The sequence below is a fragment of the Neobacillus dielmonensis genome, assembly GCF_000612665.1.
GTDB lineage: Bacteria > Bacillota > Bacilli > Bacillales > Cytobacillaceae > Neobacillus > Neobacillus dielmonensis.
Map to the genome: position 1 here is coordinate 79,471 of NZ_HG942076.1, position 23,326 is coordinate 102,796.

The following is a 23,326-nucleotide window of genomic DNA, read 5'->3' on the forward strand; positions in this document are numbered from 1 at the left end:
ATTGGACACTCATTCTATTAAACAAATAACGGTTGTTGGCACAGGTGTGATCGGCAACGGCTGGATTGCCCGTTTTTTATCACAAGGCTATGACGTCATTGCGACTGACCCGGCCCCAAACGCAGAAGCTCGGATGTTTGAAAGCATGGAACGTGCCTGGCTGGCATTAGAAAAACTAGGTTTGGCTGCCGAAGCCTCCAAAGATCGGCTGAAGTTTGAGCCGGATTTGGCAACGGCGGTGGCAAATGCCGATTTGATTCAAGAAAATGTTCCAGAACGGGAGGAATTAAAACGGCAGGTTTTAGCAGAAATAGACCGTCACGCAAAAACCGATGCCATCATTGCCTCGAGCACATCAGGACTGATGCCAACAACGCTGCAGAAGGATTGCACCCGCCCCGAGCGCATTCTGGTGGCCCATCCCTTCAATCCTGTCTATTTAATTCCACTGGTCGAACTGGTGGGCGGGGAAAAAACTTCTCCAGAGGTGGTAGCAGCGGCGGAGCAATTCTATCACTCTATTAAAATGAAACCGCTGGTCATTTCAGCAGAAATAGAAGGACATGTGGCCGACAGGCTGATGGAAGCCATCTGGCGTGAAGCCTTGCATCTTGTCAATGACGGCGTGGCAACAACCGAAGAGGTGGATGCGGCAATTATTTATGGACCAGGGTTACGGTGGGCGTTAATGGGACCGTTCTTAACCTTGCACTTAGCCGGCGGGGAGCAAGGGATGCGGCATATGCTAGAACAATTCGGTCCTGCCTTGAAACTGCCTTGGACCAAGCTCGAGGCACCAGAATTAACGGAGGAGCTGAGCAATAAAGTCATTGATGGCTGCGAACAGCAGACAGCAGGCCAATCAATTGCCGGGTTGGAAGAGCGGCGTGACCAATTTCTCATTGAACTGCAGCAATTGCTGGCCAAATACTGGCCGGGTGCCAATCTTAATGGAAATATTTAAAGTAAAGGGGATGACTCAATGTCGCAGATGGAAAACCCGCTTCTAGTGGAAACGGTCCGTAGTGAGTGGATTGATTATAATGGCCATATGACGGATTCTGCGTATGCCAAGGTATTCAGCATCGCAGTGGATCAGCTGATGGTGGAAATAGGACTGGGGGCTGAATTTCGGGAAGTTAATCAGTACTCCATTTACACGCTAGAGACGCACCTTTGCTATTTAAAAGAAGCACATGAAGGCCAGGAGCTGCGGATTAACTTGCAGCTGCTTGACTTTGATTCCAAGCGGATGCATGTATTTTTCACGATGATAAATCAGGATGGAGACTGGCTCGCAACCAGTGAGCAAATGCTGATGGGGATGAACATGAAAACTGGACGCCCTGCCCCTTTCCCTCCTAGCATCCAATCTCAGATCCAAGGACTGGTAGAACTCCAGCAAAACCTGCCAAAGCCGAAAGAAGCTGGCCGAAGAATTGGCTTAATGAAGCACAGTGACAGTTCGAGGCCACCGAAAAACAGTTCCATATAAAGGGAAATCTTATAGTTTTCCTAAATAACTAGAATAGCCCCCATTGGGATGGGGGCTAAAATCATTCAAGTTACAGAAAAATGTAGTGTCAGACAAACCCAGACTTGGAAGCTGTTCAAACAGATAGCAAAGATCGTATGCTATCTTTCCTCTTTTAAGAGTTTTGCTTCTCTTATTATGTTTGAGATGGCTATTTTGACATTCTCCGGAGTGGTGGCCAGGTTCAGTCGAATGTATCCCTTATAATCAGTACCGAACCATTCGCCAAAGTCCACTGCGAGCCGGCAGCGGTCTTGAATAAATTCTTTTGTCTTGTCTGGCGGAACCAATTTCGTCAGGTTCATAAACATTAAATAGGTTCCTTCTAAAGGTGTGACGATAATTTCTGGAAGCTCCTTATGAAGCGTGTCTTTTGCATACATATAGTTTGAGTAAATGACATTCTTCAAGGATTCTAACCACTCACTTCCGCCAGTATAGCCTGCTTCAGTGGCAGTAAGTCCCATTGTATTAAACTCTGTTTGATTCACTGTTTTGATATATCGGTCATATTTTTCTCTTAGTATATCATCTGTAATGATGATATTGGAATGAATCAATGCTGCCAGGTTGAAAGTCTTGGAAGCGGAATTCACTGTAATGATTCGATCGCGATAGTTTCCGCCTTTCACCACTGCCGCCGGAATATGTTGATGGTTATCAAAAGTGAAGTCCTGGTGGATTTCATCTGACACAATCAAAACATTGTGTTTCTTACAAATTTCAAACAGTTTGGCTTGTTCTTCTTCGGTCCACACTCTGCCAGCCGGATTATGCGGGGAACAGTGTATGTACAGTTTGGCACGGCTGTCAATGATGGCTTGTTCGAAACGGTCATAATCAATGGCGAAATAACCATTTTCATAGTTTAATGAGCAAGTAATGAGTTTTCGGCCGCAATCACGAACCGCATTATGGAACGGATAATAGACTGGGATAAGAATGATGACGGAATCCTCAGGTTCCGTAAAAGCATTAATAAACCAGTAGAGCGCAGCCACGACACCCGTCGAATAGCGAATCCATTCTTTTTTCAGTGGAAAAGAAAATCTCTCATCCATCCATTTGAAGTAGGCATCATAATAACTCTGCGGAACATAAGAATAACCAAACACCCCATGGTTGACACGGTTAGCAAGGGCTTCGGTAATCGAATCTGCTGTTTTAAAGTCCATGTCGGCTACCCACATGGCAAGCAGGTCTGGATCTCCAAAACGCTGTTCTAATAAATCCCATTTTAAAGATGTAGTATTGTGTCTTTCTACTTTATACTTTGCCACAAATTCTTCCTTATTCATTCTATTCTCCCTCTGTTGCAACTGTAATATCGTTTAGTCAACTTTTTCAATAATTTAAGTTTATTTCTTTTTTCTGATAAGTCAATCATATATCATACAACAGTGCCACAGGGTGCCACAGGAACGGCGCCATAGGGACGGTTCTACTGGCTTTATCAGAATCGTCCTTGTGCTCTTCTTTCCTGCCATATTGCCCACAAGAACCGTCCCCCTGGTCCTAGCGGGCAGGCAAAAGCAGTTCTACCTCGGTCCCAGACCCTTCTTTGCTTTGTATGTTGATTTCTCCTTTGTGCAGCTTGATGATTCGTTGGGCAATGTGAAGGCCTAGACCAGAGCCTCCTGTTTCCCGGCTTCTTGCTTTGTCCACACGGTAGAATCGTTCAAAGATATTTTCCAGCTCTTCCTGGGGGATGCCAATTCCATAATCTTTTACACGAATAATAGCATTCTGGTCGTTTTTTTCTAGGAAGACTTCTATTTTATCGTTACTATATTTCATCGCATTATCGAGCAAGATAATAATCACTTGTTTCATTTTTAATTCATCCGCTGTAATCAGAATCGGTGATTGCTCGAAATGAAGGATCATTTCCCGTTTATACACTTGTTTCAGCTGTTTTAAAATGGATTGGCATAACGATACCAAGTTCACCACATTCATTTCCAATTCGATGTCCTTCTCTAATGAGGCCACCTCTAAAAAGGTTTCTGTCATTTTTTGAATCCGGGTGGCCTCTGAGTGAATCGCTTGGATGGCTTCCTCTACCATTTCTTTATCATCGAGCCCATGGCGCCTAAGCAAATTGGCATAACTTTTAATGACCGTTAAGGGCGTCTTCAGCTCATGGGAGGCATCCGAAACAAACTGAGCTTGCTTTTCAAAGTTTTCCTCGAGTCTGTCAATCATCCGGTTAAACGTATTGGCTAAGGTTTGCAGTTCATCCTTTGTTTCATTATGAATCGTGATTTTCTTCGGCACCCCGCTTTTCTCAATATCCTCCATCGTATTAATCATATTGGAAATCGGCCGCATGATGATATTGGATAGCCATCTGCCACTAAGCAATGACAAAATAACGGCTAATAACGTGCTGATTCCAAGAATCCACAAAAGGATATCCTTCCTCGTTTCAAGGCCTTCCAATTCTTCTCCAATTTCCAAACTCCCCTTAAGATCGGGTACATCTTTCACAGGAACACGAACAATTAGCACCTGCTTTTCCTTCTTTTCCAACACTAAAGCACGTCTTTCCGCTTCCTGGGTGGAGACAAACTTCCCTTTGATTTTTTTGGACAGTCCCTTTTCGTTCGTTACCTCATAAAGGGTTTTTCCATCGGGCTGCACAATCCGGATATAGGAATGGACGGTTAAATTATTCGTTAATTCCCTTTGGATTTGATCAGGCGCAGCATTGTCGTGAAGGTTGGCGATGATATCCTTAGCCTTTTGGTACGCAGCATCTTCTTCCATATTGACCGTTGTTTTCATAAACAAAATAAACACGATAATATTGATTAAAATTAAGATAAGGAGCATCCAGGCAGTCGTTAACAAATTAATTTTTAATGTGATCCTCATCTGTCTTCTCCTTTATGGTATAGCCGATGCCTCTAACGGTAGTAATTAATGGTGTCGAAAAATCCTCTTCTATTTTTTTCCGTAAATGCCGGATGAACACGTCAATGACATTGGTTTCTCCCTCATAATCATAGCCCCAAACATTTAGAAGGATATGTTCTCGTGTAACCACTTTATTTTTATTTAAAATTAAATACACCAATAGGTCATATTCCTTGGGCGTTAACACAATGGACGTACCCGCTCTGGTAACCTCCCGTGTGTCAGTGTTAATGACTAAATCTCCTAGAGAGAGATTTGAATCATCCTCCATCTGCCCATGTTTTGAATAATGGCGGAGACAGGAGCGAATTCTTGCTAATAATTCTTCAATTTCAAATGGCTTTGTCACGTAATCATTCGCACCCTGATCAAGCCCTGCCACTTTATCAAAGGTGGTATTTCTGGCAGTGAGTAGAATAACAGGAAGGTCTTCTTTTTCCTTTCTTAATCTCCTCAACACCTCGATGCCGCTTAATTTAGGCAGCATTACATCCAATAGGATTAAGTCGATATCCGTATGTAGGGCCGTTTCCAGCCCGTCCTTGCCGTTATGTTCCACTGTTACCCTGTATCCTTCATATTCTAGTTCCATTTTTAGAACCCGGGCAATCTGAATTTCATCTTCTACCACTAAAATATGGGTTTTCACTCCATTTCCCCCCCTTAATTCAATTCGAGCTAAGCGTTCCCCATGTCTTGTTTATCTAAAACAAAACGCAGCATTTCGATTAATAAAAATAAGAAAAACATCCAGACAGCACCATAAATATACCCACCCGTCATATCACTTGGAAGTACATGAGAGATAGCAATATTGGCTAAAGCTAACCCTACTAACAGCAACAACCCGATGAAGGTGACTGATAGATGTAAAAAATTATTTTTCGAATGCCGTAGAAGCAAATACAGGCATGTGCCATAAATGACGATGGTAATCAAGGCAGTTTCATCAGGGAAATTGACGGAACGAAATGTACCTGCCCCTCCTAGCCAGCGCAGGTAATCAAATATTTTCCTGATGAGGTTGAGATAAGGAATAGCACCAAGTACAGCAGCTCCCAGTAAGAAATATTCTAATGCCCGATTACGATTATTTCTCCAAATGATGATGCTGGTCATAGCCATTATAATGGAAAAAGTGGCAGGATGCTGAAACGGTAAAAACCTTTCCAACAGGTTTGCATTCACATTTTTACGGATAACATACTCTGTAATTTCATTAAAGCGAGTAAACTCACTATATAAATAGTCTTGACCAAGACCAAACATTAAAATGACAAGACCGATTAATCCTAACGTGAGAAAAATAAGAAATACTTCAGCAGCCCGGATCGTCCGGAACCGCAAAGTCAGTTTCTTTACCCAACCAAGCAAAAACCGCTGGATTGGCTCTTTATAAAAGCGGTAAGCCAAAAAGAGAATGATAATCGCAGCGAACGCAATAAGGAAGACCACTAAATATTTACTGGCTGCCTGATGAAATTCCTCATAACGTGGTCCTAAAATCTTTCCAAGCGTAATAAAACAAAACCCCCACAAGAAGGAACCAGCATAGGCAGGGATCATAAATTTCCGGAAAGGCATCCTTGAAATTCCTGAAACATACCCGGTAAAATGCCGTATGCCCGGAATGAAATAGGCAAAAATGAGCAATTTGCTTCCGATCCTTTCAAACCAGGAGGCCACTTTTTGATACCTCTCAGGTCCGAGATGAATGTAATGACCGTATTTCTCTATTAATTTGTATCCTCCCGCATGACCAATCCAGTAGGTGCTTGTGATACCAATGCCGCCTGCGCAAAAAACAGTGAGCAGGGCCAGCATATAGTTCATTTTACCTAGAAAGACAAAATAGCCCGCATAGCTCATTAAGACTTCACCTGAAATGGGGAATGCAAGAAGTTCTAGTAAGATTCCAAGAAATAAGATTATATAACTGTGCTGTTCAAATAATGTAATGAAATGTGACATATAAATGCCTCCACAATGTGTTCCTCACTTACTAACTACATCCTTCCACTTCACTGTAACACTACATGCGAATGATGTTTCTTTTTTAATGGATTCTTAATGTTTTTTTCATAGCCTGTTTAGGTTTCTTTTTTATAGTTAAGGTACCCAATTAGGGCGCAAGGCAATTGAACTTTAACATAAGGAGCGAATTATGAATTACAATCTTTTTAAATCCATTAATCAGTTAGCAGGTCATCACCCTTTTTTAGATAGTTTGATGGCGGGTGTGACGAACTATGCCTTAATCATCTATGCCATTGTGTTGCTTCTCATTTGGTTTTTCGGCAAAAATCAGTATAAGAGAACAGTCGTCTACGCTGCGATAACGGGTGTCCTGGGATTATTGATCAACTTTGTCATCGGTCACCTTTACTTTGAACCACGGCCGTTTGTGACCCATCATGTCCATTTATTAGTGGGACATGCTGCGGACGCTTCATTCCCAAGTGATCATACAACCGGTGCCTTCGCCTTAGCGCTGGCCGTTCTTTTCGTTCATCGAAAAATTGGAACCGGGATGCTCTTGTTTGCCTTCTTAACAGGTTTTTCCCGGATTTATGTTGGGCATCATTATCCCTTTGATATCCTAGGAAGCATGATTGTTTCGTTTGTCATTAGTACGATTGTTTACAAACTAAGCCCATTGCTGGAACCAATGGCGAATGCGATGATCGACCTGTATAACCGAATCCCATTTGTTCCGAAAACAACTGAAAAGGATAAAGCAATAAATCAATAACAGCAACACCGTTTTCTCGAAAGTACCTAGTTTAATCACAGAGCACACATAAAATCACAAATATTCACAGTAAAAATGCTTAGAGATGAAAATAACTCTAAGCCTTTTTATATTATCTTTTATTACTAAACCCCCCGTTAGCATAAGTACATTTCTTCACAATAGAACCGAACTTCGAAATAGGTTTGATCCCCATGTACATATTTTTTTATCAAAATAAAGCCTTTGATTTTCTTAATTATCCATGTATATTACAGTCATATCATTTTTAAGGAGTGCCTTTATGTTTATTAAGCTTTCAAAAGAGCAACAGCAATTAATGATTTCTGATATTCAATATTTCTTTTCCCAAGATAGAGATGAAGAAATAACTGAATTTGCTGCAGAAAGAGTATTAGATTTCATTAAGGAGAAGCTTGCTGCACACTTCTATAACGCCGCTGTCTTGGATGTTAAACATGTAGTAGAACAGCAATTTTCTTCTCTTGAAGATGAAATCTTAACACTTGAACGTCCAATCAAAAGATAAATTATGCAGAGTGGAATATTTTCTTTTCCACTCTTTTCTGTCGCTGTTTAGGTCAAATACGCATTATTTGTTTTTTTTCATCTAATACAACCCGTTAGCTGAAGTATAATCTTTCACAATCATACAACCAAGAAATTACCCCTTCCTGAAAAAGGTAAATAACAAACAAATCCAATTAATTTCAACGCTTGTCCATTTCGTAATTCAGTGAACTCACATAAAATGTACTATCCTTATAAAAAGGTGGTGATAAATGTGAATTACGGTGGTGGAGCTTCTGGCTTTGCTTTAATCGTTGTTCTCTTCATCCTGTTAATTATTGTCGGTACACATTTTATGAGAGGTTACTAAGCATGTAATAGGACAAGCCGCCAATCCTATATTACTGAAAGCCTCCTTTATCTGAACGGTTTTGAAGCGTGGCCACGCTTCTTTTTTTATTTATTTGCTCCGTTAAACGATCATTCTAGCGCAACTTAGGTTTCAATCGTTATCCACTACCAATTACTTTTACCTAATTTTTCCTCATTCTTATTAAAAACTAAACTTTCCCTTATTCCACTTTTCTAGCACTACGAGTCAAATCTACTCTCGGATCTATCAATTAATCATTCAGTTTAAGAATTGTAATACAAAAAATAATCCCATCTCATTATTTGAGAAGGGATCATTCATCATTCAATACCTTAAAAAGGTCTACTAAAGTGTTAATACTCTATCTTTCACATGCAAAATTATCGTGATCTCTATCCATTTTAGATTGATAGGCTGGATGATCAGAAGGAACGCCATCTGGATATTTCTTTCTTAGTTCTGTGCAATTGGCAAAGAGCTCTGCTCCTCCACTTGAAGCTGAAACTGCAGCTGCTTTGGCTTCTGCCTCTGCCTGCGCTTTGGCTTCTGCCTCTGCCTGCGCTTTGGCCTCTGCTTCTGCCTGCGCTTTGGCCTCTGCTTCTGCCTGCGCTTTGGCTTCTGCTTCTGCCTTTGCTTTGGCTTCTGCTTCTGCCTTCGCTTTGGCTTCTGCTTCTGCCTTCGCTTTGGCTTCTGCTTCTGCCTTCGCTTTGGCCTCTGCTTCTGCCTTTGCTTTAGCTTCTGCCTTTGCTTTAGCTTCTGCCTTTGCTTTGGCCTCAGTACTCTTTTCCTCATTTTTTTCTTCTGCTTTTGAGGTTTTTGAACTTTCAGATGAACAAGCGACTAAACTAAAAATTAAAAATAAGGCAAGTAAACCAACTAAATACTTTTTCAATTCAATAACCCCCATAATTTTTTCTATCATTGTATAACAATATCATATATTGTAATATTTTTACTTATTTCAGAAAAAATTAGTTATGATTTTTAACAGTCAGTTCTTCAAGGAAACCCTTATTTTTGTAAACCAATGTTTTTGATTTTATATAACCTTGTACAAGTAAATCTTCCAAAACGCTTCTTTTGATTGAAAAACCTTTTGCAATTCGAGCTGATTTTCCTTGGCATTTTCAATCGGCACAGCGGATAGGATATACTCTCCACCCATCTGTTTGAAAGCTTTCATATTCAAATCTAAGTGACGAACGACTACCGACGAATGTTTAGAGAACAGATAGTTTTTCCCCAATTCATCGACAAACAGATAGCAACGTCCGCCCCATTGATCAAAGTAGCTTGCTAACGTTTTATTTTTCGCCAATTCCGGCGCCATAATCTTTCGGAATTGATGTTTATAAGACAATGGATAAAAGTTATTATACGTATCGAGCGTGTACATCCCATTATACTGAGCGATGGCAGGATGCAAACCGATGCTCGCGACCCGGTAATCCTCCACAGGCTTGCCGATAAACTTCTTAATGTCGGCAAACTCCTTTTCGGCATAAAATTCTCCAAAAGATGGTGAAGAATGATACCAAATTTGTTCATTCGAAGGAATCAATACAATCACCTGCAGCAGGGCAAAAACGACAGCGGTGGTGCGCCACTTTTTCTGGTACCGCCACAAAATTTGCAGAGATAAAGCAAATAACACATAAATGATCATCGGCCGTAAATAATGATAGCGCGAAAAATTAAACGTGTTTAAAATACCGAACTTTTCCTTCAACGGCACCCAGCCGTCATACCACCAGAAAGCATACCAAACAGAGAGTAAAAAGTTGGCAAGATGTAACCCGATAAATAATTTTTCCTTCTGCCAGCTCTTTTGCGAAATTACAATCACCAGGGCAATCATGGACACTGGCAGGATAATGATCCCAAACAGGGTTTCATCCTGGTTATGGCCGACAATATAATTCTTAAAAATGAGCAAAATCGTTTGCATCAAGTTATTCTTTGATTCAAAAAACTCCGAGCGGTTGGTTTTTTCATGTGAAAAAATAAGCGAACCCAGCTGCCGGTATTCAATCGCTAAATAAATTAATGTCATATAGGCAATCGAAAAAAACAATCGCCACTGCGGCTTTTTGGTCCTGATGACATCCACCAGCCAAAAGATTCCCAGCGCACTTAGGAAAAAGAAAAAACCTAGCATAAAGGTCGAATAAAACGGCAATAGGGTGATGGTCACGAAGCTAATCACCGTTTGCTCGCGATGACGGATATTCAAGAACGCCCATAAAGCTAAAGGCATCCCCAATATACTTAGCATTCCATTTGGCCAGAATGGGATCAAAGCAAAAGTTAAGGCCGAAATCACTCGGATCAATCCTTGTTTTTCTTCGGTAATGACATATTTTTTTAATAGTAAGTACATGCCCAAAAAGGCGAAAAAGCGGGAAATAGCTTGATTGAGCCCATAGGCAATAACAGGTGGAAACAAGCGGAATAGCTCGACAATCCCATAATACTCCGAATACAGGGCATTTCTTGATAGTTCTCCATTGATAATCTGGGGAATGTTGGCCTGCAAGGAACCAAATAATTGGCGGCTGTCAACTAATACCTTGTACCAAGCGACATTCGAATCCAAATTGTCATGAATCCTTATGTGAGCATGTTCCCCAAGAATAAAGTAGGGTGCCACCCAAAGGACAAGAATGGTGATGGCAACTATTAGATAAATCCTCTCTCGTGTTAAAGCAATTCGTTTCATTTTCTCCATTCCTTATCACAATAATAAACACCGGTTCTTTTAAGCCGGTGTTTCTGCGTTCTTTTTTGGAAAAACAAGCCATTTTTGCAAAAAATAATTTAATATCGTATATAAACACGTGCTGACCAAAATCGCAACATCTGTTGAAATGGCGGCTGGAACGATAGGGATGTGCCCCAACACCAAATGGACGGCGTGTTTTCCCATGTAGAAGGCTGCGAAATAGCAGAACAAGATGACACCTGCAAATCGAACCAAACTCTTGGAGACGGAACTCTTGCTTTTAAACGTAAAACTTCGATTCAAGCAATAGCTGATACATGCCCCAATGGAGTTCCCTAAAAAAGTGGCCGTCCAATAGGAAAGTCCAAGCAAATGATAGAAGAGAAACATGACGGACAAGCCGATCAGGGTGTTGGCAACCCCCACCATAATAAAGCGAATAAAGGTATATTTCATTTTCCTACCATGAAGGCATCTTGTTTTTGATTTGAAAAAGCATCCACTTCAATCGCATACCTTGGCCGCCGTTTCACTTCACGATATATTTTTCCAATATATTCGCCAATAATCCCCACAGCTAAAAGCTGCAGTCCGCCCACAAACCAGATCGATATAATGAGTGAAGTCCAACCTGATTCTGTATGTCCGGCCAGTTCTTGAAAAATTGCATAGCCGCCGGCCAGCGCGCTAATAATCACAGCCAGAAAGCCGATCATGGTTACAAAGCGGATCGGGGTAATACTAAAGGAAGTGATCCCGTCAAACGCAAAGGCCAGCATTTTTTTCAATGGATACTTGGACTCCCCGGCAAATCTTTCTTTTCGATCATAAAAAACTTTCGTAGACGGAAAACCGACAAGCGGAATGAGTCCCCGCAGAAATAGGTTCGTTTCCTTATATTTAAATAATTCATCCAATGCCCGTTTGCTCATCAACCGAAAGTCAGCATGATTGGGGATTAAATGAATACCGATTTTATTCATAAACCGATAAAAGCCTTCGGCCGTTGTCCGTTTGAAAAAAGTATCGGTTTCCCGCTTGTCTCTTACCCCGTACACGACATCAAAACCATCGCGGTACTTTTCCACAAACGTACGGATAACCTGGACATCATCCTGAAGGTCAGCATCAATAGAAACCACACAATCGGATTGGGCGGCAGCTGTTTCAAGCCCTGCTAACAGGGCATTCTGATGTCCTGCATTTCTTGCTAATTTAATCCCTTTCACGAAAGGGTTTTTCGCCATTTCTTTTTCAATGAAAGCCCATGTCCTATCCTTGCTGCCGTCATCGACAAACAGGATTTTACTATCCCTTGAGATCAGGTAATCATCGATTAAATGGGTTAATACGGCAGATAATTGTTTTGAAGTTTCCGGTAAAACCTCTTCTTCGTTATAACATGGAACAACAATCGTTAAAATGGGTCCTATCATTAGAATCACGCTCCCTTACAATCGCGTCAGATGCTTACAACTCTTTTAGTAATTCGTCGACACGTACACAGGTGTATCCCTTTATTTTCACGGCTTTTAATACATCCTTTAGCGCATTAATCGTATTCCTGGGAGCATCTAATTCCGCCCCCGGCGTATCGCCGCAGTCATGCAGCAGGATGACATCGCCGCCTTTTATGTTGGCTAGACGGTTTTTAATTTTTTCACTGCCGCCAGAGGTCCGCCAATCCTCGGCCATGATCGACCAGAGAATAATCTGGTATCTGCTTTTTTTAACAAAATCAAAAAGATTCAACATTCCCCATGGCGGTCGGTAATAAACAGGCCGGACCCCCGTGATTGTTTCAATAATCTTCGCTGTATCCTCGAGCCCCTTGTGAACTTTCCAAGGGGACATCAACCAGTTTGATTGGTGAACATAGTTGTGAATGCCAATCAAATGGCCTTCTTGATGCATGCGCCGAATCAACTCAGGCTGCTTTTCAGCTTTGGCTCCAACCACAAAGAAGGTCGCGTTTACTCCATTTTTCTTCAATAAATCTAATAGGATGGGAGTATAGTTGGGGTCTGGCCCATCATCAAACGTAAAAGCAACTTGTGATGAGTCTTTCCTGCTCTTTACAACCTTCAGACCTAGACCACGTGATAGAAAATAGGGCACAACAGTGTATAGTAGAATGATGAATAGAATGGCTGAAATCATGTAGCCCATATAATGAAGCACCTCCCTTTCCTTTTTATCCGATTTTCTTTGTTTGTCTCCGATTTGCCGCGCTGACAATCACACGGAGGGCATCGGAGGAAGATGTTTTGGTTTGTGCTTTTTTGATTCTCTGCTTCATCAACTGTAATGGTGCAGAATCTTGGATAAGATTTTCCACCAGGTCAATTAGTTCCTTCTTAGACTTTGCTATGAGTGCAAATCCTGATTGAGTTAAATAGTTGGCATTATCTTCTTCCTGACCTGGCAGGGAATGATAGATTAGCAAGGGCAATTCCATCGCGAGTGCCTCCGAGATGGTCACTCCCCCTGGCTTTGAGATCATTAAGTCCGATATCGCCATTAATTCCTGGACATTGTCACAGTAGCCCAAGATTCTCACATCATGTTTGGAGCCTTTTAATTCCCAGTCTAATTGATGCTTTAACTTGGTGTTTTTTCCGCAAACGATAAAAACCTGAATCGGAATGGACAGGCCCTCTAACGACTGGAAGATGGAATGTTCTTTTCCAAAGAAGCCATCCCCGCCTCCCATGATGAGGAGCGTGAATTGGTTATGATGAACTTGATACTTTTTCAAAAGAATGTCCCTAGGGTCGACTTCCAAGAATCTTTTGCGAATTGGGATTCCGGTGTGTTTGATTTTGTACTCTTCAACCCCTAATGATATCAATCGATCACGTACCTCAGTGGATGCCACTATATATTGATCTGTACCGGGATAAATCCAATAGGAATGGTCTGTAAAATCGGTAATGATGGTGACGGCTGGAATGTCAATCAACCTCTGCTCTTTTAATTTGGAGATGATCCCAGCAGCAAATGGGTAAGTGCTGACCACTACCTTTGGCTCGATCGCTTGAATGATTTTTAGCATAGACTGCATCCCTACTAAAAAGAGTGAGTTTAACTTATCGGACAAAGCATTCCGAATTCGGGTTTTCTGGTAGAAAAAGCTGTACAACTGCGGAAACTTAGCGATGCCTCTTTTATAAAGGTAACGGCTGATTGGGTAAAGATAGGGATGAATCCATTCCATGACATCCATCGTGACAGGCTCCGCATCAGCAAGCATATACTCTATCGCCTCACTAATGGCATTGGCTACTTGTTTATGGCCATCACCAAATGTGGCTGAAAGAATGAGATATTTGTCTTTTTCTACGGACTTCATTCCTTTCTCCTCCTCTCCCAATCTAAGCTCTCGCTAATCGATAAACCTTTAACTGCTCAACCTGACCTGCAGGCTTCAGTGGTTCTTGTTCCAGAACTCCGTTCATCATTTTCGCCAGTTCTATCGGTCCCTCCATTTCAATTCCATTTTGATAGGCTAGGATTGATTGTTCCCATTGATTCATCCTATTAGGGTCGTTTAAGATGCTCAGCAATTCCTGTTCAAACGATGCTTTCGGGTCAAGTTTAAAAACCAGCCCTTTTTGAGTTAAATACCGTAAATTGATTTCTTCCTGTCCCGGAAGGACAGAATGGACAAATACGGGCAGCCTTTTTTGCAGAACCTCACTAATCGTGACCCCGCCTGGTTTGGAGACAATCGCATCCATTTTTTCATACAATTTGTTCATCTCAGCCCTTGATGATAGGTAGGGCAGCGGCTTGATATGGTCCACATTCCAGGACAGGATTTCCTGGTACAATTTCTGATTGTTTCCGCATAAGACGTAGAAATCGCATGATGAGGATTGCTTGGATGTTTTCAAGAGTTTGACAATCCCTCCCAGACCACTATTTCCGCCAGAAATGACGATTTGGGGCCTGCTCCCTCGTTTTTTCACCATCGTGGTTTTGCTGATTTCCGGATGGACGGGAATACCCGTCACGATAATCCTTTGTTCCGATAGATGATGTTTTTTTATAAGTTCTTCTTTGACGTCCCGGCTGGGAACAAAATGATATTCAATTTCTTCTCGGCCCCACACATTGTTAATGAAGAAATCTGTGTAGGCATTGATAACCGGTACATCACATTTTCTCTTTCTTTTCAACTGACTGAGAAGATAGGATGGGAAACCATGTGTGCAGACAATTAAATCCGGCTTCTCCTCCATGAGCAGCTGCTCCATTTTTTTCAAAAAGAAATAATGATGCCATTTAAAGGAATGGTCATTTGCTGTATAAAAGAATTTTTTATAGGCAAGGTCATATGTGTCTGGCGCATAGCGAATCCATTTTAAATACCCGCTTGTAATCATTTTTTCAAGCTGTGGATTGGCATAGCTTAAAAGGTCAACTTTTTTCATCATTGTTCCAGTTAATTGCTTCTCCACAATATCCATTAATGCCTCGGCAACCTGATGATGCCCTGAGCGCATTTGTAAAAACGGCAAGAACAAAATCTTTTTCATGACTGTTTCATCTCCTGTTCAGCAGGAAGCTTTTGTAATTTCTACTTTCCTAATCTAACACCGATTAATGTTAAAGCTTGCTTTTTCATCAATTTTTAATGAAACGGACAGGAGATTTTTAAGTTTAGGCAAAAGAAAAGGTGTCAGGCACCATGCGGGAATACACATGGTGCCTGACACCTTTGAGGGCCTATTTCAGGCTTTTCTTTTTTTAAAAAAATTCACGAACACAACCAACAAAAAAATCAGCAACAGTACCAGCCCTAAATAAGGAACATATTTAGGATTGATGTGAAAGGCGCTTCCGGCATAATAGCCGGCTAAAATAAACGGGAGTGTCCATAATACAGTTCCTAAAAAGGAAGAGACAAGAAAATCCATAAATGAAATACGGTTTATTCCTGCAAAATACGGGCTGATTTGCCGGATACCGGGCATGTAAAAACCAAATACAATCGTTTTGTGGACATTTTTCATATATTTGTTTTTCACTTTTGCCCAGCGTTCTTCTGTAATTCCAACGTATTTGCCATATTTCTCGATAAAATGGCTTCCTACATATTTGCCCAGTACATAGGCTGACAGCATGCCAGAAAAAGCTCCCAGAACCGCTGTCAAGCAAGCAGGTATAAGAGACAGGCTATGTTGATTAATTAACACGCCGATTAAAAATAGCAGTGATTCTTCCGGTGCCGGAATACCTACGATGCCAAAGAATAAAAAGATGAAAATAATCAGATAGCCGTACGTATTAAGATAATGTAACAGAGAGTCAATGGTCATAATTCCTCTTTATTCACTTGATGAATTAAGTTTAAACCTACACTATTTATTTATATCCAATATGAAAATTTGTATTTTTATTTGTTTAAAACACTAAAATCAGCATCTGTTAAATCGATGACTTTTCCTTTAGCAAGATCGACTGCGTAACGTCCATTGGTAGAGGTATGACCTGAGACCAAGGTAGAATACCTAACAATATAATAGCGATTGTAGGTTTCTTCGAATTGCACAAAATGATTTTGATCTTCTACCAGGTCATCTTTTGCACGCAAGTAATCTTTTACCAAGGAAATAGCCTTATTTCGATTGTTTTCTTCGATGGCTGCTTGGTTTTCAGAAGACGGTGTACTATGTTTATTCATTTCAAAAAATGTACCGCCCCCAAATAAAATCAGTTTATTTTTATCAGGCGTAATGAAGGTAACCGTACAAATTCCATTTGCGTCCGTTGCATCAAGCTCAGTAACCGTATCTCCCGTAATACCAAGCTGCTCAAAGGTCACTCGATATTCTGATGGAAAAGCAGCCTTCGCAATAACTCGCTTTTTATAAACAGGATTCGTGGCCACATTGTTCATATCCTCGATTTTTTCTCCGAAACAAGTGGCGCTCTCTTTTGAAAAGGTTACTTGTTTTTCGATTAACGCATTGATGTCGTCTGTGCTATAAGTTCCTGCGGGACCATATGCGATGACTTTTTTAATTTGCCACTGACCATAATAAAATTCTTCACTTTGTTGATTTCCATTGGTGTTTGTATTGGAAGCCTGTGTGGTTTGCTTGGATTGGGATTGTGTTGAGTCTTCAGATGATTGTTCGGTTTTTGTAGTAGTATTATCACTCTTTTTGCTAGGTGTTTCCGATTGTGTTTGATTTTGTTTTGTTGTCCCTTCAGATGAAGATTGACAAGCAGCCAAAGAAAATAATAGGACAGCGGATAAGATGGTTGCGATAAAAAATTTCAAATTCTAAAACCCCTTTCTCCTACCATTCTAACAAAAAACGACAATATTTTTAAATGAAACACAGTGACCGTTCTTCTGCTTCAAATGAATAAAGCCAGAAGAACCGTCCCCGTGGCGATGTCATACCTTGTGTTAAGGAGGAATGTGGATGATCAATGTTTTATTTGTTTGTCTGGGGAATATTTGCCGTTCCCCAATGGCCGAGGCTTTGTTTCGCCACTTAGTCAAAAAAGAAAAATTAGCCAGCCGCATTGCAGTGGATTCCGCTGCAACTTTTCCATGGCAATTTAACTTTCCCCCGCATGCAGGAACGGTTTATACCCTAAAAAAATACAAAATCCCATCTGATGGGCTTGTGGGGCGCTCGCTAAAGAAAGAAGACTTTTGGAAGTTCGACTATATTATTGGGATGGACAAAAACAACATAAAAGATATTTATAGGATTACCGGGAAGCCAAATCATCCCAAAATTTTCAGGCTGCTCGACCTCACCAAACACAAGAATGATATTCCCGATCCGGCTTTTACAGGCGATTTTGAGGAAACCTATCGCCTGGTGTCAGCCGGCTGTAGGCAATTACTAAAAAAAATCCGCAGCGAACACAATTTATAAAGCATTAGTCAGGGGAATCATCCTGACTTTTTATATTTACCAATCTTTTACGCTTTTTTTGTTTGTATCAAAAGTCGATGCACAGTGGATCGTTCTACATACTGTTTCAGAAAATGGAAAAACTTTTAATACGGGTATATCATCCTATTTATTTTATTGAGAAGGGAACTTCTTAAATCATGCTAAGAGATCAGCTAATTTTAGCAACGATGTGGGTGTTCGGTATTATCGGCTTTATTCTGTTTATTCCACGCAGTGACCGCCGTAAGGGGCTCTTGTCACTCCTTGTTTTTCAAGCTTTCATCTGGACTTGTGATATGCCTGCATTTTCATATGGTTGGTTAAGTGCACCTGTCAGGATATTCCCTAAAGCGTCTGATCTCACTATTACCATCAACTACTTTTTTTACCCCGTATTGTTTTCCATCTATTACGTACACAAGAGAACAAAGAACAGCCTTTGGGCTAGATTCCTCTATTACTTTGTTGGGTCTCGTGTGTCACTTTATATGATCTTGTTCTGGAAAGATACACTGATTTATTAGAATACGGCCGTTTGACGTGGTACGGGATGTGGCTTTACATAGCGTTTCTCTTTTACGTGAGTCATGTCTTCTGTAATTGGTTCTATAAGGAAAAGACTGTTTTTTGGCCGAACTGGAGGAGCAAATGAGAATTGACTGGTGGATATTGGCGGGGGTTTACGTAGTGTCTACAGGGCTTCTATTCTTTATCCCCAAGAATAAAGTCCGACTAGCGATAGTGGCGTTTTTGTTTAAACAGATTATTACTTTTCTGATAGGGTTAGTTGTCGTGGAACTGGGAATGATTACATATCCTGTTCGTTTATTTGCATCGATAAACCGGACTAGCTTCACGTATGAACATTATGCGTTTCCAGTCGCCTGTGCCATCTTTAATGTCTGGTACCCCTATAAACGAGGAACCTTTGTTCAATTGGGGTATTACATTGGATTTAGTTCTGTTTTGACAATTGCTGAAGTCATTATTGAAAAATACACCGACCTCATCAAATATATTCATTGGGAATGGTATCTAAGTTGGATTACCATTTGTCTTTCGTTTTTTCTATCCCGTTTATTCTGTGTATGGTTTTTCTCTAAGGCTTAAATCCTGGGATTGTAGAATATTGGGACGCTTCTTGTGCTTCAAACAAATGAAACAGGAGAACCATCCCCCTGCTTCATCTCTGCTTCACTGTATCGAGAAATTGTTTGACGATGGTGGATTGGTTGTCTGTTCGCCAGGCGATGCTCATTTTTACTTGAGGGGCTTCTCCTTCAATGCTTACGTAGGCAACATCCCGCGCATGTAAATTGACTGTTGATTTTGGCACGATACTGATCCCCAGTCCTGCTGCAACCAGCCCAACGGCTGTTTGTATTTCTTTCACGTCTTGCCGAATGATGGGGCTAAAGCCAGCATCACGGCATTTGGAGAGGATATCATCGTACCAGCTCGACCAAACCTCTCTTTCCACTAAAATGAACCGTTCGGTGCTCAATTCACTCATCGATACGGAAGCCCGTTTGGCTAGTGAATGCCATTTGGGTACAACGGCGATACAAGTTTCTTGATGAACGGATAAAAGCGAGAGAAGCGGATCGACTACGGGAGGCCTTACAAAGCCAATGTCGATTTCTTTCCTGTGAAAGGCCTCGATTTGCATGGGAGTAGGCATCTCGCGAAGATCCAAATCTACGGATGGAAACTGTTCCTGAAACTCCCGAACAATGATCGGAAGAATATCGAATGTGGCAGAGCCGACAAATCCAATCACTAACCGACCCACTACTCCCATTTGTGCCCTTTGCGCTGCAGCTTTAGCCAGCTCTAATTGGGGAAGGATTTGGCGAACTTCGTGCAAAAAAACCTTTCCCGCGTTTGTCAGCTCCACATGCCGCTTTGACCGCTCAAACAATTTCACACCAAGTTCCCTCTCAAGCTGCAATATTTGTTGACTTAATGGCGGCTGGGTCATCTGTAAGCGCAAGGCGGCACGTCCAAAATGCAGCTCCTCCGCCACTACCGTGAAATATTCAAGCTGACGCAGTTCCACGCTATGATTCCTCCTGATTAAGTCGTTTTCCGACTTAAAAGTATGATATTTATATATTAGACACGAATATATTCCCGTTGTAAAGTATTGTTTGAAAATAAAGAAAAATTAAACACCTAGAGAGAGGGTCATTTCTATGAAGGTTTCGATGGTGATTCTGTGCCTTATATGGGGATTTAATTTTGTGATTATGAAGTTTGGAAATGGGGCGTTTCCTCCTGTCCTGTTCGCAGCATTGCGATTTTTGACCGGTGCCATCGTCCTCCTTGGCGTAAGTTTTATGAAAAAAATCCCTCTGCCGAATAAATCGGATGTTAAGTGGTTTGTTCTCTGCGGATTGTTCCAAACCACCTATTTTAACATCGCCATTCAAATCTCACTTAACTATGTGAGTGCCGGTCTGACCTCCGTTCTCACCTACAGTATGCCGCTGTTTTTATCGATTATGGCCCATAAATGGATCCCTGAAGAGCAGTTGACCGCAAAAAAGACAGTTGGGATTGTTCTTGGCATCGTTGGTTTAGTTCTCGCCATGGACATCCATTTAGGAGGATCCTTCTGGGCTATGTTACTGGCGTTAAGTTCTGCTATTTCTTGGGCGGTTGCCAACTTGCTGTTTAAACTGAAATTAAAGCATTGTGATAGCATCCAATTTACCACTTGGCAAATGACGATTGGCGCGGTGGGATTATTGGTCTATTCGCTTTCCTTTGAACACGGTCAAGCACATTGGGGATTTCTGCCGCTCGTTTATATTCTATTCTCGGGGATTGTGGCCTCTGCCTTGGCGTTCGTGATGTGGAATCATATTTTAAGAAGCACAGAAGCTAGCAAAGCCTCCACTTCGCTGCTCCTTGTCCCAGTTGTAGGGGTTATCTCTGGCGGACTATTTTTGCATGAAAGCTTAAAACTAGTGACGTTAGCAGGGATTTTACTGGTCCTGGCAGGAATTTGGTTTGTGAATAGCAAACATAACCAAATGACATCAAATGTTGTGGATGCTTAGGGCAAAAAATCCATCCTTTCAGAGGGATGGATTTTTCCTTTTTTATTCTTCCATTGCCAGATTAACAGCTTCGATTGCATGAAGCACGGCGGTATCAAATAAGGGAACTTCCGCATCCTCAGGCTTCACTAGCAAGCCAATCTCGGTACAGCCTAATATGATTCCTTCCGCTCCCCGATCCACTAAATTCCTGATTACCTTTTGATAAAATTCCTTGGAATCCTGTTTGACTGTACCTAAACATAATTCTTTAAAAATTATATCATTTAGACGGTCAATTTCCTCTCTATCCGGAATCAGTACCTTTATGCCACATGCTTCAATTCTAGATGTATAAATGTCTTCTACCATCGTATATTTTGTACCGAGTAACCCGACTTTCTTTATATGAAATTCCTGCATTTGTTTGACGGTCGCATCAGCAATATGCAGAACGGGAATTGTTATGTTTGCTTCGATTTCACTAACAACCTTATGCATGGTGTTGGTACAGATTACAATATAATCTGCACCTGCTTTCTCTAAGGAAGACGCGGCGTTAGCCAAAACAGCACCAGCACGGTCCCACTCTCCATTTGCTTGGTATCTTTCAATTTCAGCAAAATCAACGCTAAATAGAATGCATTGGGCTGAATGCAATCCGCCCAATCTATTTTTCACTTCTTCATTTATGATACGGTAATACTCTTTCGAAGATTCCCAACTCATGCCGCCAATTAATCCAATTGTTTTCAATCCCCTATTCCTCCCTTTGAAAATCAGAGTTATCTATTTTATGTTTTGGCAGTTTTAACGATTGGAATAGAATAGACTCCCATTCACGCCTTGCTTCGAGAACAGCCAATGTCCCTTCTATCCCTTCAGCACCTAGCCTTTTTCCAATCCCTTGGTATGTAATATTAGTGATCATTTTTGTAGGTAATTTTATTTTACAATATAAGTTATCGACGATTATAAAAGTATTTTTATTTTTTCCAAAATGCGGTTGGCCTTTTATGGGAACTATGGTGATAATTCAACATGGAAATATTATTGTAAAATAGTAAAATATTTGTGTAGGGGTGATAAAAATTGAATAGCTCTGTAAATGATGAAGTAGAACAACAATATCAAGCAGATTTATTATTAGATAAAATAATCATTAAAGATATTTATTATAACGATGAAGAGGAAAATGCTTTTGTTCCGGCAACTTTGACCCTGTTTGGACATTGTTACGAGATCGAGACCTATACTCGCCAATCCTCCGTATGGAAAAGAATTACCCATAAATCAAACGGCAAAGGTGAAGAGGAATTCACCATAACCCCTTCTTCGATGTATAAAGGCGAAGTAGAAGTTTGCATGAATCAAGATACTACCTTTTTGATGGTACCGGAAAAAGCGGAGACGGTTAAGCAGCATGTGGATTCTCTTAATCAAAAGTTTACGGACGAGAGAATCAAGTTTAAGAGTGAAATGGAATTAAAGGCTACGCAAATACTTCTGTATAACCAAGAAATAAATAGTCTATTAACCAACTTCATTGAGAGTGTGGACCCATTTACCTTTTTCCAAGCCGATATGATTATCGGAGTCGAATATAAGTTATATAGTAAAAACAGAATTGGCAAGATGTTGCTTTTATCAACTGATACGATGAGAAGATCATTACTTATGCACGATGAGTTCGAAACAAAGGGCGGAAAAGACGGGGCCGTTCAAACGACCACATACGAAAAACTCAACAATCAGGAACAAGTTGACCGTTACTTTGAAAATCATTTTGACTTACTTGTAAAATTAATCAACAAAAAGCTTCAACTCAATGATTTGACGCATACCTATTACTTAACCTATGTTCTTTTATATAAAAAAGTAATTGAATATTTTTCCCTAAAATGGGCTCAAGATTATGGGGAATATTTCACCAATATTGAAGAACAATCATTAGAGGAAGCGGTGGTCACCTACTGTTGTATTGATACCATCGATCCTGAGTTGGTGCGGCATGCTTCACCTTTCGTTTATTATTTGATGCATCATCGTAAATTTGAAGACTTAGACAATTACTTGGATTGTACGGATTTGTTTGTGGAAGTCCTCAATGAGGCGTTAGAGAATAAAAAGTTATTGGATTTCGAGCGTAACTTAATGAGAAATCAGCAGAAAATGAAGGTTACCATTAATGATGTGGATTTAATGAGTGGTCATGAATTTGAAAACTTTGTGGGTGTACTGTTTGCGAAAATGGGTTATACCACAACAGTGACGAAGGGTTCAGGCGACCAAGGAATTGATGTAATCGTAGAGAAAAACGGAAAACGATTTGGGGTCCAAGCTAAATGCTATTCCTCTGCCGTTAACAATAAAGCCGTTCAAGAAGTGGTAGCTGGTTTGAGTTATTACCAGCTTGAAAAAGGAATCGTCATCACCAATAACTATTTTACCGATTCTGCTAGAGATTTGGCTTATTCAAACGACGTGATTCTCTGGGATCGAAATTATATTAAAGAAAAACTAAGTGAACTATTTTAAATAAGCTA

At 40.8% G+C, this 23,326-nt stretch carries 25 protein-coding genes; 10 read left to right on the forward strand and 15 right to left on the reverse strand.

The window, feature by feature from the left end:
* The first annotated feature begins 1 nt into the window (after nt 1).
* A complete protein-coding gene (locus tag BN2425_RS16990) occupies nt 2–964 on the forward strand; it encodes a 3-hydroxyacyl-CoA dehydrogenase NAD-binding domain-containing protein (RefSeq protein WP_195891961.1) in 963 nt (320 codons plus the stop codon).
* An 18-nt stretch (nt 965–982) separates the two neighbouring features.
* Nucleotides 983–1,495 carry a thioesterase family protein gene (locus BN2425_RS16995; RefSeq protein WP_042461948.1) on the forward strand — a complete coding sequence of 171 codons (513 nt, stop codon included), beginning with the start codon at nt 983–985 and terminating at the stop codon, nt 1,493–1,495.
* Between the two features lie 140 nt (nt 1,496–1,635).
* On the opposite strand, the gene BN2425_RS17000 is transcribed toward BN2425_RS16995, so the two are convergent.
* The 4 genes from BN2425_RS17000 to BN2425_RS17015 all read right to left on the reverse strand — a co-directional run bounded on the left by BN2425_RS17000 (nt 1,636) and on the right by BN2425_RS17015 (nt 6,424).
* Nucleotides 1,636–2,832 carry a MalY/PatB family protein gene (locus BN2425_RS17000; protein ID WP_042461950.1) on the reverse strand — a complete coding sequence of 399 codons (1,197 nt, stop codon included), beginning with the start codon at nt 2,830–2,832 and terminating at the stop codon, nt 1,636–1,638.
* Nucleotides 2,833–3,049: 217 nt separating this feature from the next.
* Complete coding sequence (locus tag BN2425_RS17005; protein WP_042461952.1) at nt 3,050–4,411, reverse strand: sensor histidine kinase; 1,362 nt, start codon at nt 4,409–4,411, stop codon at nt 3,050–3,052.
* Nucleotides 4,389–5,102 carry a response regulator transcription factor gene (locus BN2425_RS17010; protein ID WP_042461954.1) on the reverse strand — a complete coding sequence of 238 codons (714 nt, stop codon included), beginning with the start codon at nt 5,100–5,102 and terminating at the stop codon, nt 4,389–4,391. Before BN2425_RS17010 ends, BN2425_RS17005 begins: the two co-directional genes overlap by 23 nt.
* Nucleotides 5,103–5,131: 29 nt before the next feature.
* On the reverse strand, nt 5,132–6,424 hold the full coding sequence (locus BN2425_RS17015) for a DedA family protein (protein ID WP_042461956.1): 1,293 nt from the start codon (nt 6,422–6,424) through the stop codon (nt 5,132–5,134).
* A 193-nt stretch (nt 6,425–6,617) separates the two neighbouring features.
* Between BN2425_RS17015 and BN2425_RS17020 the strand changes: the two genes are divergently transcribed.
* The 3 genes from BN2425_RS17020 (at nt 6,618) to BN2425_RS17030 (ending at nt 8,085) form a co-directional block, all read left to right on the forward strand.
* Nucleotides 6,618–7,205 (forward strand): undecaprenyl-diphosphatase, encoded by a 588-nt coding sequence (locus BN2425_RS17020; RefSeq protein ID WP_042461957.1) that lies wholly within the window; start codon nt 6,618–6,620, stop codon nt 7,203–7,205.
* 283 nt (nt 7,206–7,488) lie between these two features.
* Entirely contained in the window at nt 7,489–7,734 is a 246-nt protein-coding gene (locus tag BN2425_RS17025) for a DUF2164 domain-containing protein (protein ID WP_042461960.1), read from the forward strand.
* 255 nt (nt 7,735–7,989) lie between these two features.
* Nucleotides 7,990–8,085, forward strand: coding sequence for a YjcZ family sporulation protein (locus tag BN2425_RS17030; protein ID WP_042461962.1), 96 nt, complete (start codon nt 7,990–7,992; stop codon nt 8,083–8,085).
* A gap of 364 nt (nt 8,086–8,449) precedes the next feature.
* Here BN2425_RS17030 and tolA read toward each other — a convergent pair whose 3' ends face one another.
* The 9 genes from tolA to BN2425_RS17075 form a co-directional block, all read right to left on the reverse strand.
* Nucleotides 8,450–8,980, reverse strand: coding sequence for a cell envelope integrity protein TolA (tolA, locus tag BN2425_RS17035; protein WP_052352924.1), 531 nt, complete (start codon nt 8,978–8,980; stop codon nt 8,450–8,452).
* Nucleotides 8,981–9,127: 147 nt separating this feature from the next.
* On the reverse strand, nt 9,128–10,807 hold the full coding sequence (locus BN2425_RS17040) for a DUF6044 family protein (RefSeq protein WP_042461964.1): 1,680 nt from the start codon (nt 10,805–10,807) through the stop codon (nt 9,128–9,130).
* 39 nt (nt 10,808–10,846) lie between these two features.
* A complete protein-coding gene (locus BN2425_RS17045; RefSeq protein ID WP_042461966.1) occupies nt 10,847–11,266 on the reverse strand; it encodes a GtrA family protein in 420 nt (139 codons plus the stop codon).
* On the reverse strand, nt 11,263–12,246 hold the full coding sequence (locus tag BN2425_RS17050) for a glycosyltransferase family 2 protein (RefSeq protein WP_042461968.1): 984 nt from the start codon (nt 12,244–12,246) through the stop codon (nt 11,263–11,265). The genes BN2425_RS17045 and BN2425_RS17050 overlap by 4 nt, the downstream gene beginning before the upstream one ends.
* A 34-nt stretch (nt 12,247–12,280) precedes the next feature.
* The gene (locus tag BN2425_RS17055; RefSeq protein WP_042461970.1) at nt 12,281–12,979 is read right to left on the reverse strand and encodes a polysaccharide deacetylase family protein; all 699 of its coding nucleotides are present in this window, start codon (nt 12,977–12,979) and stop codon (nt 12,281–12,283) included.
* Nucleotides 12,980–13,004: 25 nt separating this feature from the next.
* Nucleotides 13,005–14,162, reverse strand: coding sequence for an MGDG synthase family glycosyltransferase (locus BN2425_RS17060; RefSeq protein ID WP_042461972.1), 1,158 nt, complete (start codon nt 14,160–14,162; stop codon nt 13,005–13,007).
* Between the two features lie 22 nt (nt 14,163–14,184).
* Nucleotides 14,185–15,351 carry an MGDG synthase family glycosyltransferase gene (locus tag BN2425_RS17065; protein ID WP_042461974.1) on the reverse strand — a complete coding sequence of 389 codons (1,167 nt, stop codon included), beginning with the start codon at nt 15,349–15,351 and terminating at the stop codon, nt 14,185–14,187.
* Nucleotides 15,352–15,546: 195 nt separating this feature from the next.
* Complete coding sequence (locus BN2425_RS17070; protein WP_042461977.1) at nt 15,547–16,134, reverse strand: DedA family protein; 588 nt, start codon at nt 16,132–16,134, stop codon at nt 15,547–15,549.
* Between the two features lie 77 nt (nt 16,135–16,211).
* A complete protein-coding gene (locus tag BN2425_RS17075; protein WP_052352925.1) occupies nt 16,212–17,102 on the reverse strand; it encodes a hypothetical protein in 891 nt (296 codons plus the stop codon).
* Between the two features lie 148 nt (nt 17,103–17,250).
* On the opposite strand from BN2425_RS17075, the gene BN2425_RS17080 reads away from it, so the two are divergent.
* The 3 genes from BN2425_RS17080 to BN2425_RS17090 all read left to right on the forward strand — a co-directional run bounded on the left by BN2425_RS17080 (nt 17,251) and on the right by BN2425_RS17090 (nt 18,846).
* On the forward strand, nt 17,251–17,715 hold the full coding sequence (locus BN2425_RS17080; protein WP_042461979.1) for a low molecular weight protein-tyrosine-phosphatase: 465 nt from the start codon (nt 17,251–17,253) through the stop codon (nt 17,713–17,715).
* Between the two features lie 209 nt (nt 17,716–17,924).
* Entirely contained in the window at nt 17,925–18,260 is a 336-nt protein-coding gene (locus BN2425_RS23455) for a CBO0543 family protein (protein WP_319922086.1), read from the forward strand.
* A gap of 124 nt (nt 18,261–18,384) precedes the next feature.
* The gene (locus BN2425_RS17090) at nt 18,385–18,846 is read left to right on the forward strand and encodes a CBO0543 family protein (protein ID WP_042461980.1); all 462 of its coding nucleotides are present in this window, start codon (nt 18,385–18,387) and stop codon (nt 18,844–18,846) included.
* A 73-nt stretch (nt 18,847–18,919) separates the two neighbouring features.
* Here the strand turns inward: BN2425_RS17090 and BN2425_RS17095 are convergent, their stop codons facing one another.
* On the reverse strand, nt 18,920–19,795 hold the full coding sequence (locus BN2425_RS17095) for a LysR family transcriptional regulator (RefSeq protein WP_042461982.1): 876 nt from the start codon (nt 19,793–19,795) through the stop codon (nt 18,920–18,922).
* A gap of 136 nt (nt 19,796–19,931) precedes the next feature.
* Here BN2425_RS17095 and BN2425_RS17100 point away from each other — a divergent pair, with 136 nt between their 5' ends.
* Nucleotides 19,932–20,801: a DMT family transporter gene (locus tag BN2425_RS17100; protein ID WP_042461984.1), complete on the forward strand. Its 870-nt coding sequence runs from the start codon at nt 19,932–19,934 to the stop codon at nt 20,799–20,801.
* 42 nt (nt 20,802–20,843) lie between these two features.
* Here BN2425_RS17100 and BN2425_RS17105 read toward each other — a convergent pair whose 3' ends face one another.
* Entirely contained in the window at nt 20,844–21,536 is a 693-nt protein-coding gene (locus BN2425_RS17105) for an aspartate/glutamate racemase family protein (protein WP_042461986.1), read from the reverse strand.
* Nucleotides 21,537–21,872: 336 nt separating this feature from the next.
* Here BN2425_RS17105 and BN2425_RS22330 point away from each other — a divergent pair, with 336 nt between their 5' ends.
* The gene (locus BN2425_RS22330) at nt 21,873–23,318 is read left to right on the forward strand and encodes a restriction endonuclease (RefSeq protein WP_052352926.1); all 1,446 of its coding nucleotides are present in this window, start codon (nt 21,873–21,875) and stop codon (nt 23,316–23,318) included.
* Nucleotides 23,319–23,326: the final 8 nt, after the last annotated feature.

Excerpts from the sequence above, each read along its gene's own strand:
- BN2425_RS17005 (WP_042461952.1), bottom strand. The coding sequence starts at position 4,411 with ATGAGGATCACATTAAAAATTAATTTGTTAACGACTGCCTGGATGCTC.
- BN2425_RS17020 (WP_042461957.1), top strand. The coding sequence starts at position 6,618 with ATGAATTACAATCTTTTTAAATCCATTAATCAGTTAGCAGGTCATCAC.
- BN2425_RS17100 (WP_042461984.1), top strand. The coding sequence starts at position 19,932 with ATGAAGGTTTCGATGGTGATTCTGTGCCTTATATGGGGATTTAATTTT.
- BN2425_RS16995 (WP_042461948.1), top strand. The coding sequence starts at position 983 with ATGTCGCAGATGGAAAACCCGCTTCTAGTGGAAACGGTCCGTAGTGAG.
- BN2425_RS17065 (WP_042461974.1), bottom strand. The coding sequence starts at position 15,351 with ATGAAAAAGATTTTGTTCTTGCCGTTTTTACAAATGCGCTCAGGGCAT.
- BN2425_RS17015 (WP_042461956.1), bottom strand. The coding sequence starts at position 6,424 with ATGTCACATTTCATTACATTATTTGAACAGCACAGTTATATAATCTTA.
- BN2425_RS23455 (WP_319922086.1), top strand. The coding sequence starts at position 17,925 with ATGTGGGTGTTCGGTATTATCGGCTTTATTCTGTTTATTCCACGCAGT.
- BN2425_RS17070 (WP_042461977.1), bottom strand. The coding sequence starts at position 16,134 with ATGACCATTGACTCTCTGTTACATTATCTTAATACGTACGGCTATCTG.
- BN2425_RS17090 (WP_042461980.1), top strand. The coding sequence starts at position 18,385 with ATGAGAATTGACTGGTGGATATTGGCGGGGGTTTACGTAGTGTCTACA.
- BN2425_RS17040 (WP_042461964.1), bottom strand. The coding sequence starts at position 10,807 with ATGAAACGAATTGCTTTAACACGAGAGAGGATTTATCTAATAGTTGCC.
- BN2425_RS17080 (WP_042461979.1), top strand. The coding sequence starts at position 17,251 with ATGATCAATGTTTTATTTGTTTGTCTGGGGAATATTTGCCGTTCCCCA.
- BN2425_RS17060 (WP_042461972.1), bottom strand. The coding sequence starts at position 14,162 with ATGAAGTCCGTAGAAAAAGACAAATATCTCATTCTTTCAGCCACATTT.
- BN2425_RS17050 (WP_042461968.1), bottom strand. The coding sequence starts at position 12,246 with ATGATAGGACCCATTTTAACGATTGTTGTTCCATGTTATAACGAAGAA.
- BN2425_RS17000 (WP_042461950.1), bottom strand. The coding sequence starts at position 2,832 with ATGAATAAGGAAGAATTTGTGGCAAAGTATAAAGTAGAAAGACACAAT.
- BN2425_RS17055 (WP_042461970.1), bottom strand. The coding sequence starts at position 12,979 with ATGGGCTACATGATTTCAGCCATTCTATTCATCATTCTACTATACACT.
- BN2425_RS17025 (WP_042461960.1), top strand. The coding sequence starts at position 7,489 with ATGTTTATTAAGCTTTCAAAAGAGCAACAGCAATTAATGATTTCTGAT.
- BN2425_RS17045 (WP_042461966.1), bottom strand. The coding sequence starts at position 11,266 with ATGAAATATACCTTTATTCGCTTTATTATGGTGGGGGTTGCCAACACC.